At 38.5% G+C, this 14369-nt stretch carries 14 protein-coding genes; 8 read left to right on the plus strand and 6 right to left on the minus strand.

The window, feature by feature from the left end; genetic code table 11:
* Positions 1-83 precede the first annotated feature (83 nt).
* On the plus strand, positions 84-434 hold the full coding sequence (locus HY841_01540) for an aspartate 1-decarboxylase (GenBank protein MBI4929415.1): 351 nt from the start codon (positions 84-86) through the stop codon (positions 432-434).
* A 75-nt stretch (positions 435-509) separates the two neighbouring features.
* A complete protein-coding gene (locus HY841_01545; protein ID MBI4929416.1) occupies positions 510-1514 on the plus strand; it encodes a flippase-like domain-containing protein in 1005 nt (334 codons plus the stop codon).
* Here HY841_01545 and HY841_01550 read toward each other — a convergent pair whose 3' ends face one another.
* From HY841_01550 to HY841_01560, 3 genes are read right to left on the minus strand one after another with little or no spacing between them, the layout of a single operon-like run.
* The gene (locus HY841_01550; GenBank protein ID MBI4929417.1) at positions 1515-1829 is read right to left on the minus strand and encodes a divalent-cation tolerance protein CutA; all 315 of its coding nucleotides are present in this window, start codon (positions 1827-1829) and stop codon (positions 1515-1517) included.
* Between the two features lie 2 nt (positions 1830-1831).
* Positions 1832-2551 (minus strand): 3'-5' exonuclease, encoded by a 720-nt coding sequence (locus HY841_01555; GenBank protein MBI4929418.1) that lies wholly within the window; start codon positions 2549-2551, stop codon positions 1832-1834.
* Positions 2535-4460: a DUF4153 domain-containing protein gene (locus HY841_01560; protein ID MBI4929419.1), complete on the minus strand. Its 1926-nt coding sequence runs from the start codon at positions 4458-4460 to the stop codon at positions 2535-2537. The genes HY841_01555 and HY841_01560 overlap by 17 nt, the downstream gene beginning before the upstream one ends.
* Before the next feature lie 92 nt (positions 4461-4552).
* Here HY841_01560 and HY841_01565 point away from each other — a divergent pair, with 92 nt between their 5' ends.
* Positions 4553-5878: an ABC transporter permease gene (locus HY841_01565; protein MBI4929420.1), complete on the plus strand. Its 1326-nt coding sequence runs from the start codon at positions 4553-4555 to the stop codon at positions 5876-5878.
* Between the two features lie 15 nt (positions 5879-5893).
* Positions 5894-6850: a Ppx/GppA family phosphatase gene (locus HY841_01570; protein MBI4929421.1), complete on the plus strand. Its 957-nt coding sequence runs from the start codon at positions 5894-5896 to the stop codon at positions 6848-6850.
* On the opposite strand, the gene HY841_01575 is transcribed toward HY841_01570, so the two are convergent.
* A complete protein-coding gene (locus tag HY841_01575) occupies positions 6752-8317 on the minus strand; it encodes a hypothetical protein (GenBank protein ID MBI4929422.1) in 1566 nt (521 codons plus the stop codon). The genes HY841_01570 and HY841_01575 overlap by 99 nt on opposite strands.
* A gap of 92 nt (positions 8318-8409) precedes the next feature.
* Between HY841_01575 and HY841_01580 the strand changes: the two genes are divergently transcribed.
* From HY841_01580 to HY841_01590, 3 genes are read left to right on the plus strand one after another with little or no spacing between them, the layout of a single operon-like run.
* On the plus strand, positions 8410-9576 hold the full coding sequence (locus HY841_01580) for a sigma-54-dependent Fis family transcriptional regulator (GenBank protein ID MBI4929423.1): 1167 nt from the start codon (positions 8410-8412) through the stop codon (positions 9574-9576).
* Positions 9577-9579: 3 nt separating this feature from the next.
* Positions 9580-10773: a glycosyltransferase family 9 protein gene (locus HY841_01585; protein ID MBI4929424.1), complete on the plus strand. Its 1194-nt coding sequence runs from the start codon at positions 9580-9582 to the stop codon at positions 10771-10773.
* Between the two features lie 36 nt (positions 10774-10809).
* On the plus strand, positions 10810-11556 hold the full coding sequence (locus HY841_01590; GenBank protein ID MBI4929425.1) for a dienelactone hydrolase family protein: 747 nt from the start codon (positions 10810-10812) through the stop codon (positions 11554-11556).
* A gap of 89 nt (positions 11557-11645) precedes the next feature.
* Here HY841_01590 and HY841_01595 read toward each other — a convergent pair whose 3' ends face one another.
* Together HY841_01595 and rsgA are read right to left on the minus strand one after the other, a co-directional pair.
* Positions 11646-12098 carry a D-tyrosyl-tRNA(Tyr) deacylase gene (locus HY841_01595; protein ID MBI4929426.1) on the minus strand — a complete coding sequence of 151 codons (453 nt, stop codon included), beginning with the start codon at positions 12096-12098 and terminating at the stop codon, positions 11646-11648.
* Between the two features lie 50 nt (positions 12099-12148).
* Positions 12149-13090 (minus strand): ribosome small subunit-dependent GTPase A, encoded by a 942-nt coding sequence (rsgA, locus tag HY841_01600; protein MBI4929427.1) that lies wholly within the window; start codon positions 13088-13090, stop codon positions 12149-12151.
* Positions 13091-13218: 128 nt separating this feature from the next.
* Between rsgA and gldA the strand changes: the two genes are divergently transcribed.
* Entirely contained in the window at positions 13219-14124 is a 906-nt protein-coding gene (gene gldA / locus HY841_01605; GenBank protein ID MBI4929428.1) for a gliding motility-associated ABC transporter ATP-binding subunit GldA, read from the plus strand.
* Positions 14125-14369 lie beyond the last annotated feature (245 nt).

The raw sequence follows: 14369 nt of genomic DNA on the forward strand, positions 1-14369 counted from the left end.
TTTGGGAGCACGAAGGTAATATAAATATTCAGAACGAACACGCGAAATATATTTGTTTAACTTCGCCCGCTTAATAGATTATTATGGAAATACAAATTTTAAAATCAAAAATTCACCGTGCACGGGTTACCGAAGCCGATTTGAATTATGTGGGCAGCATTACCATTGACGAAAACCTGATGGATGCAGGCAATCTCATCGAGAACGAACAAGTGCATGTGTTGAATTATAGGAACGGTGAGCGCATAATTACTTACGTAATAAAAGGCGCGCGCGGTTCTGGAATCATCTGCATGAACGGACCTGCTGCACTCAAGTTTGCAGTGGGCGATGATGTGATTGTTCTTTCTTATGCCACTATGAATTTTGAAAAGGCAAAAACCTTTAAGCCAAAACTTGTATATCCTGACAGCAGCACGAACAAAATCAAGTAATCAGTAATCGGTGAACGGTAATCGGTGAATTACCAACTGATAACCGTTAACTGATAACCGTTAACCATTACTATCTTGAAGCAATATATTCTTCCCGCATTAAAGTTTCTTGTTTTCCTCGGACTTGGCATTCTTCTTATCTGGCTGGTAGTGAAAAACCTTTCTGAAAAAGATAAAACAGAAATTTTTAAATCGCTTTCAGAAGCAAATTATTTATGGATTATTCTTGCAATGGGTTTAGGAATTATTGCCCATCTCAGTCGCGCCATCCGATGGAAAATGCTTCTTGCCCCACTTGGTTTCAAACCTAAAACCACCAACACTTTTTACGCTGTGATGGTTGGCTATCTCGGCAATCTGGCACTTCCGCGTTTAGGGGAAGTGCTCAGATGCGGAATCCTTAAACGCTACGAAAAAATTCCGCTCACTCAATCCTTCGGAACGGTGATAGCTGAACGGGTGATTGACTTATTCACGCTCCTTGTGCTTTTCATCATCAGCGCATGGATTGAATATGCCAGAATGCATGAATACATTTCCGAAAACATAATTACTCCAATAAAAAACAAACTTCATGGGCTTACGGAAAATAAACTCTTACTGATTGCGCTGATTGGAATTATTCTCGGAGGGGTATTTCTTTTTTATTTTTTCCGAAAAAAGATTCTTCAGAATCCAATCGCTCAAAAGATAAAAGCATTACTGCTGGGTTTTCTTGACGGAATCAGAACAATAGCTAACGTAAAAAGTCCGTTGCTTTTTCTCTTTCATTCACTTTTCATCTGGGTAATGTATCTGATGACGGTTTATGTTTGTGTGTTCGCATTCAAAGAAACTGAATCGCTATCGTTTACCGACTGCCTTGCCATCATGTGCTTCGGAAGTTTAGGCGTGATTGCCACACCGGGTGGAATTGGCGCTTATCAATGGATTGTTTTGCAGATAATGCTTCTTTGGGGATTCACCACCGCTATGGGGGTTGCGTTCGGATGGGTAGTGTGGCTGGCGCAGACAGTGGTTGTATTACTTGGCGGACTATTATCTTTTGGATTGCTGGCGATAAATAATAAAGAGAAGTAATTACTTTACATTCTCCAGTAGCCACTTAACGTATTCCTTATTTCCATCTGCAATTGGTATTTGCAAAATGCAGGGAACAGAATAACTGTGAATTGATTTTACTTGAGCAGAAAGTTTTTGAAATAATTTTTTTGTTGTCTTGGCGATGAGAACGGTTTCATTTGCTTCTTCAATCTTTCCTTTCCACCAATACAAGGATTGCATGTGGTCAAAAATATTTACGCAAGCTGCTAATTTCTCCTCCAAAAGAACCCTGCCAATTTTTTTTGCTTCAGATTTGTTTTTACAAATGATATACGCGAAAATGATTCCCATGATCAAACTATTACAACATCTTTTTCTTCAATCGATTTTTCCCCTTTGAATTTAAGAAACACCTGCGCAACAGTTAAAACATCTTTCTGATTATACTTTACAATTCTATCCCAGTCTTTGTTTTCCCAATACACTTTATACATCATGCTTCCGTCCATGTCGCCTTTGGGAGAAGGAATGCCAAATAGTTCGGCAAGAAGATTTAAAGAAGTATAACTTTTATAATCGCCAAACTTCCAAAGTTCCATGGTATCCAAATGTTTTATTTCCCATGGCTTTTTGCCTGCGTTATCAAGTATGTGGGGGATTTTTATTCCGTTCACAAGAATTCTTCTGGCGAGAAAAGGGAAATCAAATTCTTTTCCGTTGTGCGCGCAAAGAAAATGATCTTCGGTGTTGTAATACTTATTTAAGAGAGCAGAAAATTCTTCCAGCATGAGTTTTTCGTCATCCCCGTAAAATGATTTCAGGCGGAAAGATTTTCCGCTGAACATTCCCACCGTAATACACACTACCTTTCCGTATTCTGCATAAATGCCAGCACGTTTGTATACATCAGCAGGTGTTTCATTATTTTCTTTTAATTCTTTAAAGTATTTCGCTTTGCCATCCCATAATTTTTTAAAATCATCGGACATACTGTTGTAATCAGGATACTGAGGCGCTGTTTCAATATCAAGAAAAAGAATTTTTTCTTTATCTATATTATTTAATACCTGCATGGATTGTATCTGATTGAGATGAACCAAGTTTCAAAAGCATCATTCCGCTTATCTGGGTTATTTTAATTTCCTGTTTTGATTTCGTTCCTGATATATTTGTCATGTACAATTTCATTTTTACAGAATCATTTTTGGCTTCAAAAAGCGTCATCTCATTTGGAATGTTCTGGTCGTACTGATGTTTTTTGTGTTCTTTATTATACGATGCAATCTTTTTTACATAAGCGTTTAAATCAAAACGTAAAATATCTTTTCCGTTCTTCACAAAAACAAAATCTGTTGACTCTTTGGAATATTTTATAATCCCGGAATCTTTTCCGAAATATATCTTGTAATAACTGTCATTATAATAAGAGTTATCTCCCTCATAAAAAGATCGGTTGAAATTGCACGAATAATCAAATCCCGCCACTGAAACTGCCTGCTGGCTTTCATTCCGTGCGTAGTAATAAAAATTCTTTATAGTGGCAGTGTCATCCTCATCACGTTCATCATCGCGGTAGCCGTAATAATAATTGTCTTCCAGCCCCATCAGCGCAAGAATTTTTCCTGTTTCATACACATAATCATTTGAATCTTTCGGAGCGAGAATGGAATCGAGATTTTCTTTAAACCACGACTTGATAGCATCGAAGTGATGATGTTCGTCCAGATAATGTACGATGGACACAATCTGCCTTCCCTTTTTATCTGAAATCGTATCGGTTGTCTTTTTTATTTTTCCATCCACAAGAATTTTTTCTTCGATGAGAAGTTTTTCCAATCTATTCACCTGGCTTTTCTCTGAAACGCTGAATGCTCCCCACGGACCGAAGGAGGAAAGAAAGGCAATAAAGAAAAGTGTAACAGGAATCACTTTGATATTTTTTGTTTTGCTCAGCAGAAAATAAGTGGCGATGCCGGCAAGCCACAAAGCGACAATCAAAACAAAATACCTGTTCTCGGTAATTCCATATTGCATGACTCGCTTGCCGATTGCAACTCCAAGTAAAACAATAAGCGGAAACAGCGCGCGGTAAAACCATCTTGAAAAAATCTTTATCCATGTGTTACCTTCATCATTTCTTACAGGATAAATCAGCAGAAGAGAAAGAATTCCGAAAACAGAAAACGCATTTACCAGCCACGAAACCCATCCTTTGGGAAGTTCCCATTGAATGATGATCTTAATTCCATATGCGTAAAGAATCAACAAGTAAACAGCAAGTAGTGGGAGCAAAATAAACTGCGTAAAAATTTTTAATCCTTTCGGGTAATCGGTAACAGATTCAAGTTCATTAAGGTTTTTCGGTACGCCAGCAAGAAAAAACCATGTATTGAAAACTCCGGAAAGAAAAAACCAAAGTTGTCCGTAACGTTCACCTTTTATATCAGCGTTAAAAAGTTGGTCAACGGCAAGCAAGGCAAGAGCAAGTCCAAGATAAAGCACTCCTGAATACAAAACAGAAAGCAAAAAACGCAGGAACAAAGTTTTGTTGAATTGCCAGAAACCGTTTATTTCTCCGCGCGCGATGAAAGGTGAAAATGCCACCAGCAGGTGCAATCCGGTGCTGAACAGTGAATAGCGCGCACCATCCGTAACCGTCATCCTCCTGAATTCCGGAAGAAGAAAATAATATCCGACAAGAAGAAGCAATCCGGCAAACTGCGCTAAATATTTCTGAACAGCGCCATGATTTCTTCTTTCAGAAATCAGCGACATGGATAAAAACAAATTCAGCCCGAGCCCGCAGCACATCACCATTTTCCATAGGTGTTCAAAATCTTTTTGCACGTCCCATTTCAGTTCAAGCATGTAAATGCAGATTCCGCTCCCGATTATCGCGGAAAGAAGCGGAAGAGGAAACCTTTTTAATGTGTCAAGAGTGCCTTTTATTACTGCGGAGACGGAGGGAAATCGGAAAGCCATGATTTACGGATTACGAATTAGTGCGAATGTACGAATGAAAACTTATTGATTCGTAAATAAGTATAAATTCGTATTTTATAAAATAAAAAATAATGTCAAAGATTTCCATCATCATAAAACGCGAATACTTTTCAAGGGTGAAAAAGAAATCGTTTATCATCATGACGATTCTTGGACCGTTTCTTTTTGCCGCCATCGGAATTATTCCCATCTGGTTTTCCATGCAGGATGAGGCAAAACACTTTATTGAAGTGATTGATGATTCAAAACTGGTGGATGGATTTCTGAAAGACAGCAAGAATGTAAAATATGATTACCCTCCCGTTACTCTTGAAGTTGCACAAAGAGATTTTTACAAAACTAATTACACCGCCATACTCTGGGTACCTGAAAATATTCTTATCTCAAAAAAATCCATCCTTTATTTCAAAACCAATCCTGGCATTATGGTGCAGGAGCGCATTCGTTCAGAAATAGAAGACATACTTTATGAAAATCAATTGGAAGGACAGGGCATTGATATGAAAAAAGTAGATGCAGCCCGCATTCCGATTAATGTTCTTACAGAAAAACAATCCGAGTCTGGGACTTCTGAAAGAACGAATACGGGCGTGAGCATGGTGATTGGTTTCGGTGCGGGCTTCCTGATTTATATTTTTATTTTTCTGTACGGAATTCAAGTCATGCAAGGTGTGATTGAAGAAAAAACTAACCGAATTGTAGAGGTAATTATTTCTTCCGTACGTCCGTTTCAACTCATGATGGGAAAAATCATTGGTGTTGCAATGGTTGGATTGACGCAATTTATTTTGTGGGTCGTACTCACCATGATTCTCTTTGGAGTCGGGCAAGTAACTTTCCTGAAAGATTTTTCTCAACTGAAAAATTCTGCCGTTCAACAAAATGTAATTCCCAGCATGCCGAACCAACTTCCTAATCAGAACAACATAAGTTATTCCGAAGCAGCTGATTTGATAAGAGGATTTGAGCATATAAACTTTGCACAGATATTATTTTGCTTTTTGTTTTATTTCCTCGGAGGTTATTTGCTTTACAGCGCCATGTTTGCCGCTATTGGGTCTGCGATTGACAGTGAAGCCGACAAGCAGCAGTTCATGATGCCCGCTACTATTCCGCTCATCATCGCTTTCATTGCCGCACAGTTCATCATGCAAAATCCTGAAAGTCCGCTTGCATTCTGGTTTTCTGTCATTCCCTTTACATCGCCCATCGTGATGATGGTGCGTTTACCTTTTGGCGTTCCGATGTGGGAACTCGCTTTGTCAATGACCTTGCTTGTTGTGGGTTTTATTTTTATGACCTGGCTCGCAGGAAAAATTTACCGTACAGGAATATTAATGTATGGCAAAAAAGTTTCTTACAAAGAATTGTGGAAGTGGCTTCGTTACTCAGGCTAACTGTTTTTCTTTTCAATGAAGATTGCGATTATAGATTTAGGTACCAACACTTTCAATATTTTTATTGCTGAACTTTTCCCTGATAAAACTTACCGGAAACTTTACAAAAGCAAAATTTCCGTCAAACTTGGCGAAGGCGGAATCAATAAAAATTTTATAAAGAAAAAACCTTTTAAACGCGGGATCAAAGCCCTGAAGAAACACAAAAGAACCATTGAAGAATTTGGCGCTGAAAAAATTATTGCCTTCGCAACTTCCGCCATCCGTGGGGCAAGCAACAGGGAAGATTTCATCCGTGCGGCAAAAGAAAAAACAGGGATAGATATACAAATTATCTCAGGCGACAAAGAAGCCGAACTGATTTATTATGGTGTGCGTTCTGCTGTGAAGATGAACGACAAGTCCTCTTTAATACTGGATATTGGAGGAGGCAGCACCGAATTCATCATCGCGAACAAAAAAGAAATTCTATGGAAACAAAGTTTTCTGCTTGGTGCCGCTCGCCTGCTGGAAAAATTCAAACCCTCCGATCCGATAAAAAAAGAAGAAATAAAACAAATTGAAAATTATCTTGAAGAAAATCTTCAGCCGCTGTTTGACATGATGAAAAAAAATCCAGCAGTTGAACTAATTGGCTCATCGGGCTCTTTTGATTCACTGGCAGAAATGATAGCTTACCGCTTTTATGACATCAGCATCCTGAAAGGAAAAACAGAATATGATTTTAATTTTGATGATTGCGAAAAAATGTATGAAGTCATCCGGAAGTCAACTGCTAAAGACCGGTCACACATGAAAGGACTTTCTAAAATGCGAGTGGACATGATGGTGGTCTCTGCTATTTTTGTTGACTTCATCATCCTCCGACTCAGATTAAAGAAAATGCGCCTCTCCAAATATTCGCTGAAGGAAGGAGTGTTGTGGGAGTTGTTGAATTCTTCTTCTGAATCTTTGAATATTGTTCGCAGTTAAAACAAAAAGCCCAATATAACCTGTCGCAAAATAATGGTAATGTGATAAGTCAATAAGAAAACCAAAAGTGCCGACAAGAAGCAGAATATTTGCAATTATCATCCATTCGAATGCCGAATAAATTTTCCATAACCAAGGAAGAGTGATTATTACCAGCAATCCGCTGATGAGAAAAAAATAATATAAAAACAAGCTGGCAATTTTCAAAGCCATATACAACAAAGGTGGTTTGCCAAACAAAGGAGCCCTCCAATCCTGAGTTACATTTTTTATTAAAAAGTTTTTTATTCTCAATAAAGGAGAAAAAAAGTAGTAGTGAATTTTATTTTCGCTTATGTATGTTCTTCTGAATCTTTCCGACCTGCTGATAATTGCTTCTTCAAGCGAGTCCTTCCGTTCTCTTGAAAAATTATTATTAAATGACAATTGCAGATTTTCTTTTAAAAGACTAATTGAATCTTTTGTAAATCCATTGCAAAAAACATAATTCTTAAATTCAAATTTGTTTGATTTTATTTTATCGTTTTCAAAAAACCATCCCATTTCACTTCCCTGAAAATACCAGGCGCAATCACCACCCCAGGCAGAAACGAGTTTCCGGATTACTGTTACCGAATATTTACTTGTGCTTCCATAAGAATAATCCGACCCGGATTGTGCGAACGGAACAAGGGATGTTTGCAGAGGAATGAACTGCTTAAAGGCAAAATAATTTCTCACTGCCCATGCCGATTCAATAATTACTAATGGTAAAAGGAATAAAAATATTCTGAATGCTATATTCTTCATTTTTGCTTTTTTCACCAATGAAACAATAACAATTAAAATCAAAACGCTGATAAAATATATTCCAAGGAAGGGTCTCAGAAAAAAAATCCATGCCATGCAAAATCCTGCAAACAAAACATACGCATATCTGCCATCCGGAATAAATTTTTTCTTGATTATGTAGAGAAGCAAAACATAGAGCATTACTGATAGAGAAGCAGGATGATAATAAAAATCCCACTGCCAGAAATAGGGAAGAAACAAAGAAACAAGAAAAACAAATAAGAAGAATCTGATATTATTGTTTGCTGATTCACCGGCTAACCGCGCAAGCAAATAGGCAGTAACAGCAGAGGAAAAAATCTGAAACAATCCCAATAACAATAAACTTATTTTCTCAGTGAATAATATCCGAAAAAGAATATAAGGGAAGATATATCCGGGAAGCCGTCCAGCGTAGGGTCCGCTTCCTTCAAAGAGAGAATAACTTCCTTTTTCTACTAAGTTATTGGTTGGATTAAAAAATTCATAATGGTCTCCAGAGATTAGAAAAAAATAATTAGAAGGTTCTCTTCCGTTATCAAAAAGAAACACATTGTAATGAAGATAGACTCCGAATAATAATTTCAGAATAATTCCGAAAATTATCCATGACAAATATTTATCGATTCTGCAAAGTGCTATAAAATTGCCTCTCATATTTATACTTACATGTTACTCTGCCAAAAGTAGAGATTTAACGTCAATTCAGAATCCTTTGTAAATTCGTGGACACAAATTGAAAATCACCGATGCCAAAAATTTTAATCATTGACGATGAAAAATCCATCCGCAAAACCTTGCGTGAAATTTTAGAATACGAAAATTTTAAAGTGGATGAAGCCGCTGATGGCGCGGAAGGTTCTTCCATGGCGGAGAAGGAAGATTACGATATTGTTTTATGCGACATAAAAATGCCAAAAGTGGACGGCATGGAAGCACTCGACAGAATTCAAAAATCAAATCCAGATACTCCCATTGTAATGATTTCGGGGCACGGCACTATTGAAACCGCTGTGGAAGCCGTGAAGAAAGGAGCGTTTGATTTCATAGCCAAACCGCTTGATCTCAACCGCCTGCTCGTTACCATCCGCAACGCGATGGATAAGACAAGTTTGGTTTCGGATGTAAAAGTTCTTAAGAAAAAAATCTCCAAGACCTACGAAATGATTGGCGAATCGAAAGCCATTCAGGAGATTCAGGAAATGATTGAAAAAGTTGCGCCAACAGATGCGCGTGTTTTGATTACGGGCGCGAATGGAACAGGAAAAGAATTAGTGGCAAGATGGGTTCACGAAAAAAGCAACCGCGCGAACAACGCTTTCATTGAAGTAAACTGCGCTGCCATTCCGAGCGAACTGATTGAAAGCGAACTTTTCGGACATGAAAAAGGAGCATTCACATCGGCAGTTGCTCAGCGAAAAGGGAAATTTGAACTGGCAGAAGGCGGAACAATTTTTCTGGATGAGATTGGCGACATGAGTTTATCGGCACAGGCAAAAGTGTTGCGCGCATTACAGGAAAATAAAATCACACGTGTAGGAAGCGAGAAAGAAGTGAAAGTGAATGTTCGCGTGCTTGCCGCTACCAACAAAGAACTGCAAAAAGAAATTTCTAAAGGAAATTTTCGGGAAGACTTATATCACCGTCTCAGCGTAATTATAATCAAAGTTCCTTCCCTGAATGAACGAAAAGATGACATTCCGCTTTTGATAGAACATTTTGGAAAAATGATTTGCGAAGAGCAGGGCATTCCGCAAAAAACTTTTTCCAAAGACGCGCTGAAAGAACTTCAGAAAGTAAGCTGGACAGGAAATATCCGCGAACTAAGAAACGTAGTGGAGCGCCTCATCATTCTCGGAGATAAAACTATTTCCGCAAAAGATGTGCAGACCTTTGCGCAACCGCTGAAGAGTTAATACATGCATCCTCAAACAATTCGCAAGATAGACTATTGGTTCGGTCAGCCGATTTGTTTTTTGCTTTCACTTTTCAGTTCTGCATCAAATAAAGTTGAGAAGCCAAAAAAAATTATTTTCCTGAAATTTATTGAACAGGGCGCAACGGTTCTTGCATACAGCGCGATTAAACGTGCAGCAGAATTAGTTGGAAGAGAAAATGTTTACTTCTGCGTTTTTTCAAATAACCGCCCGATACTGGATATTTTTGATGTGATTCCGGAAAAAAATATTATCACGCTCAGCGACAAATCATTTTTCAGTTTTATTTTTGATTCGGTGTCTGCGCTGAGGAAAATACGCAGAGAAAAAATTGATACAGTGATTGATATGGAATTTTTCTCCCGCGCTTCGGCTATTTTTTCTTTTATGACCGGAGCAAATACCCGCGTTGGCTTACATCGTTTTTCCAGCGAACTCCCCTACAGGGGAAATTTAATGACGCACCGCATACAGTATAATCCATATCTGCATACTTCGATTTTTTACCATTCACTTGTTGAAGCGACTCTGCAAAATCCTGCTGAAGTGCCGATGATGAAGATTCCGAAGAACAATCTCACTTCCGCTCTTTCTGTTTTTTCTCCGAGTGAAAGAGAAAAAAAAGAAATGAATGAAAAGATAAAAGAGGCATTTGGTTCTGAACCGAAAAAAATTATCGTTCTCAATCCAAACGCAAGTGATTTGCTTCCTCTGAGAAAATGGGATAAGCAGAACTTTATTGAACTTGGAAAAAATATCATTGCTGAAAATCCAAACACATGCATTGCAATCTCTGGCGCTCCTTCCGAACAAAAAGAAGCAGAAGAAATTTGCAAGCAGATTGGTTCTTCAAAAGCGGTTTCCTTTGCCGGAAAAACTACGCTAAGAGAATTGCTTACCCTTTATTTTCTGTCTGCTATTCTTGTAACTAACGACAGCGGACCAGGTCATTTTTCTTCGCTCACAACTATTCGCACGATAATTTTATTCGGACCTGAAACACCAAAATTATTTGGACCTATTTCTCCTAATGCGCATGTCATCTGGAAAGAACTCACGTGTAGTCCCTGTGTGAATGTTTTCAATCATCGCTTTTCACCCTGCAATAATAATGTGTGCATGACATCAATTTCTGTAGATGAAGTTTATTCTGCGGTAAAAAACTATCTGAACTAAAAACATTTTTGTAAGTTAGATTTAGAATTTGAAAGCATGTTAAGAATAGTATCGCTTATAGTAAGTTTATTTTTCTGCTCATCATTTGTTGAGATACCACAACTAAGTCCTCAATCCGTGAAAACAATTACTTTCCCCGCTTCCGATGCCTTACTTGTCACAGCTGATTTATATTTCGTAAATGATTCTCTGCCGTACATGGTTCTTTGCCATCAGGCGGGTTACAGCAGAGCTGAATACGCAGAAACAGCAGGAAAATTTTGCCATCTCGGTTATAACTGTCTTGCTGTTGATGCGCGATCCGGCAACGAAGTGAATGGAGTAAAGAATGAAACTGCCGCACTCGCGGTTCAAAAAAAGAAACCCACTACTTATCTTGATGCTGAAAAAGATATCCTTGCCGCAATTGACTATGCCTATACAAAAAGCGGAAAAAAGGTTTTTCTGGTGGGAAGTTCCTATTCCGCATCACTTGTTTTGAAAATTGCCACAACAAATAAAAAAGTGAGCGCGGTAATGGCGTTCAGCCCCGGGGAATATTTCGGAACCAAACTAAAACTGAAGGATGCGATAAAAAATCTAACCCTTCCTGTTTTCGTCACTTCAGCTAAAGAAGAAGCAAATGATGTCTCTACGCTCATGAGCGATGTGAAATCTAAAATCAAAAATCAATTTGTGCCGACTTCAAAAGGGAAACATGGTTCTTCCTGCCTGTGGAAAGATAATCCCGGCTACCACGAATATTGGTTTGCGATAATGCTGTTTGTGAAGCAGATGAAGTGAAGCCCATCCTAAATCCTTCCCAAAGGGAAGGACTTCATACACCATAAGATTTTTCTCCCTTCCCTTGGGGAAGGGACGGGGATGGGCTTTTATTCTCTTTGTTTGGAATCAATAATTATAGTCACCGGTCCATCGTTCAGCAGTTCCACTTTCATGTCGGCACCAAAAGTACCCGCCTGAACATTCTTGCCTAAATCTTTTTCCATTTGCTGAATGAATTTTTCATAGATAGGAATGGCGATTTCAGGTTTTGCTGAACGGATATAAGAAGGGCGATTCCCTTTTTTCGTAGAAGCATGTAATGTGAATTGTGAAACAATTAAAACTTCACCACTCACTTCTTTTACACAAAGATTCATCACTCCATTTGCATCACCAAAGATTCTCAGATTAGAAATTTTTGCGGAAAGCCATTCAATATCTTCATTCTCATCTGCGTCTTCAATGCCCAACAGAACAAGCAAACCACCTTTGATAGATGATTTTATTTTTTCATCTATTATTACACTTGCGTGCTTTACTCTTTGGATAACTGCTCTCATTAATTCACAAGGGATTTACTTGTGACTTGTGAATTTTCTCTCTTAAGAATTTAGTCATTGTATTCTTTTATGACTTCTTCTCCACTCATGATGCTGAGATAAGAATGATAGCGTGAAAGTGCAATCTCTCCTTTCTCTACTGCTTCGATCACCGCACACTTTGGTTCGCTTATATGAAGACAGGTGTTGAACTTGCATTCACTTCCTTTTTTGAAAATTTCCGGGAAGAAATGATACACTTCGTACTTATCCATATTTATCACACTGAACTCTTTGATGCCGGGCGTATCTATGATGAACCCACCGAAGCTTAACGGATGCATTTCCGTGAAAGTGGTCGTATGCATTCCTTTCGTATGAGTTTCGGAAAGATTCTGAGTTTTCAAATCAAGCAACGGCTCAATAGCGTTTACAAAAGTTGATTTGCCGACTCCTGAATGTCCAGAAAGTAAAGTTGTTTTGTCTTTCAGCAGTGCAACCATTTTTTGTTTTGTTTCAGTTTTCATTTTTGTGGAACAGACGCTGAAACATTGATAACCGATTTTTTCATAAAGGCTCATCGTATTTTTCAAATCTTCATACAGCACTTCGTCATCTTCAAAAATATCTGCCTTATTGAAAATAATTATTGCCGGAATCTGATACGCTTCGGCAGTTGCTAAGAATCGGTCAATGAACCCAAACGAAGTTTTCGGAACTGCAAGCGTAACTACCAGCATTGCCTGATCAACATTGGTAGCGAGGATATGAGATTGCTTGCTGAGATTTTTCGATTTACGGATAATGCAGTTTTTTCTTTTTCCTACATCACTGATAATTCCGTTTCCATCTCCTTCAAGAGAAATAGAAACACTATCTCCAACCGCAATGGGGTTTGTACTTTTATATCCGTCAATACGCAAACGCCCTTTGATGCGGCAGTTTATTTTCTCCCCTCCTTCAGCGAGAACAAGATACCAGTTGCCTGTAGATTTTATAATCGTTCCTTTCACAAGACAAAAATAGTAAAAGCCCCTCCTTACCTCCCCCAAGGGGAGGAAAAGAAAATATCTTTGTTGCCAATCATTTTTACCTTTGAAAAAAGTTCCCTCTCCTTGCGAGAGGGTTAGTGAGAAAAAATATGTCCATCAAAGTTCAGAACATAACAAAGATTTACGGCAAGCAAAAAGCGCTGAACGATGTTTCATTTGAAGTAAAGTCAGGCGAAGTAATTGGCTTTCTCGGACCGAACGGTGCCGGAAAATCCACGATGATGAAAATCCTTACGGGGTTTATTCCGCAGACATCCGGCACCGCAAGCGTTTGCGGATTTGATGTGAGCGAGCAGAGTTTGGATGTGAGGAAAAATGTGGGCTATCTCGCTGAAAGCAATCCATTGTATTACGACATGTTCGTGAAAGAATATCTTTCATTTGTTGCCGAACTTCACCAGTTGAAAAACACGAGCAAGCGGGTAAAAGAAATCATCGCCATCACCGGACTTGAAATCGAACAAAGAAAAAAAATTGGCGCACTGTCGAAGGGATACAAACAACGGGTTGGATTGGCACAAGCACTCATCCACGATCCGAAAGTTCTCATCCTTGACGAGCCCACTTCAGGTCTTGACCCGATTCAGTTAGTGGAAATCAGAAATGTGATAAAAGAAATCGGCAAAGAAAAAACAGTAATGCTCTCTACACACATCATGCAGGAAGTGGAAGCCATGTGCGATAGAGTAATTATCATTAGTAAAGGAAGTATTGTTGCAGACAAGCCAACACAGGAGTTGAAAAAATCTTCTTCAAATAAAACAATTATCACCGTTGAATTTGACAAGCCGGCATCACACAACCCGCTTTTAACTATTTCCGGAGTACACAGCGCGAAAAATATTTCCGGAAATGTATGGCAGATTACCGCTTCATCAGGTAAAGATATACGCGCTGATATTTTTCAGTTTGCGGTTCAGCATCAACTGGCTGTGCTCACTCTTCAAAAGGAAGAACAGAATCTGGAAGATGTTTTCAGGGAACTGGCAGGGTGAGACAGTTAATAGTTATTAGACATTATTCAGAATAAGGGTTTACCCCGTTGGATAAAATCCAATATCCTACGGGGTTTATGTGCTTGATTTCAGATATAGTGCGAATGAAAAAAATATTTAACACAGAGAACACCGAGCAGACAGATTCTGTGTTATCTCCAAATTTTTTTTGAAGATTTTTATATACTATTTCACTATTTAAAACTTTTCTATTTTTGCCCTTGCAAGACCAATTTAATTTCTTG

This window comes from Bacteroidota bacterium (assembly GCA_016213405.1).
In the GTDB taxonomy this organism is placed as follows: Bacteria; Bacteroidota; Bacteroidia; order Palsa-948; family Palsa-948; genus Palsa-948.

Excerpts from the sequence above, each read along its gene's own strand:
- HY841_01575 (MBI4929422.1), bottom strand. The coding sequence starts at position 8,317 with ATGAGAGGCAATTTTATAGCACTTTGCAGAATCGATAAATATTTGTCA.
- HY841_01555 (MBI4929418.1), bottom strand. The coding sequence starts at position 2,551 with ATGCAGGTATTAAATAATATAGATAAAGAAAAAATTCTTTTTCTTGAT.
- HY841_01590 (MBI4929425.1), top strand. The coding sequence starts at position 10,810 with ATGTTAAGAATAGTATCGCTTATAGTAAGTTTATTTTTCTGCTCATCA.
- gldA (MBI4929428.1), top strand. The coding sequence starts at position 13,219 with ATGTCCATCAAAGTTCAGAACATAACAAAGATTTACGGCAAGCAAAAA.
- HY841_01550 (MBI4929417.1), bottom strand. The coding sequence starts at position 1,829 with ATGGGAATCATTTTCGCGTATATCATTTGTAAAAACAAATCTGAAGCA.
- HY841_01560 (MBI4929419.1), bottom strand. The coding sequence starts at position 4,460 with ATGGCTTTCCGATTTCCCTCCGTCTCCGCAGTAATAAAAGGCACTCTT.
- HY841_01570 (MBI4929421.1), top strand. The coding sequence starts at position 5,894 with ATGAAGATTGCGATTATAGATTTAGGTACCAACACTTTCAATATTTTT.
- HY841_01580 (MBI4929423.1), top strand. The coding sequence starts at position 8,410 with ATGCCAAAAATTTTAATCATTGACGATGAAAAATCCATCCGCAAAACC.
- HY841_01565 (MBI4929420.1), top strand. The coding sequence starts at position 4,553 with ATGTCAAAGATTTCCATCATCATAAAACGCGAATACTTTTCAAGGGTG.
- HY841_01585 (MBI4929424.1), top strand. The coding sequence starts at position 9,580 with ATGCATCCTCAAACAATTCGCAAGATAGACTATTGGTTCGGTCAGCCG.
- HY841_01540 (MBI4929415.1), top strand. The coding sequence starts at position 84 with ATGGAAATACAAATTTTAAAATCAAAAATTCACCGTGCACGGGTTACC.
- HY841_01595 (MBI4929426.1), bottom strand. The coding sequence starts at position 12,098 with ATGAGAGCAGTTATCCAAAGAGTAAAGCACGCAAGTGTAATAATAGAT.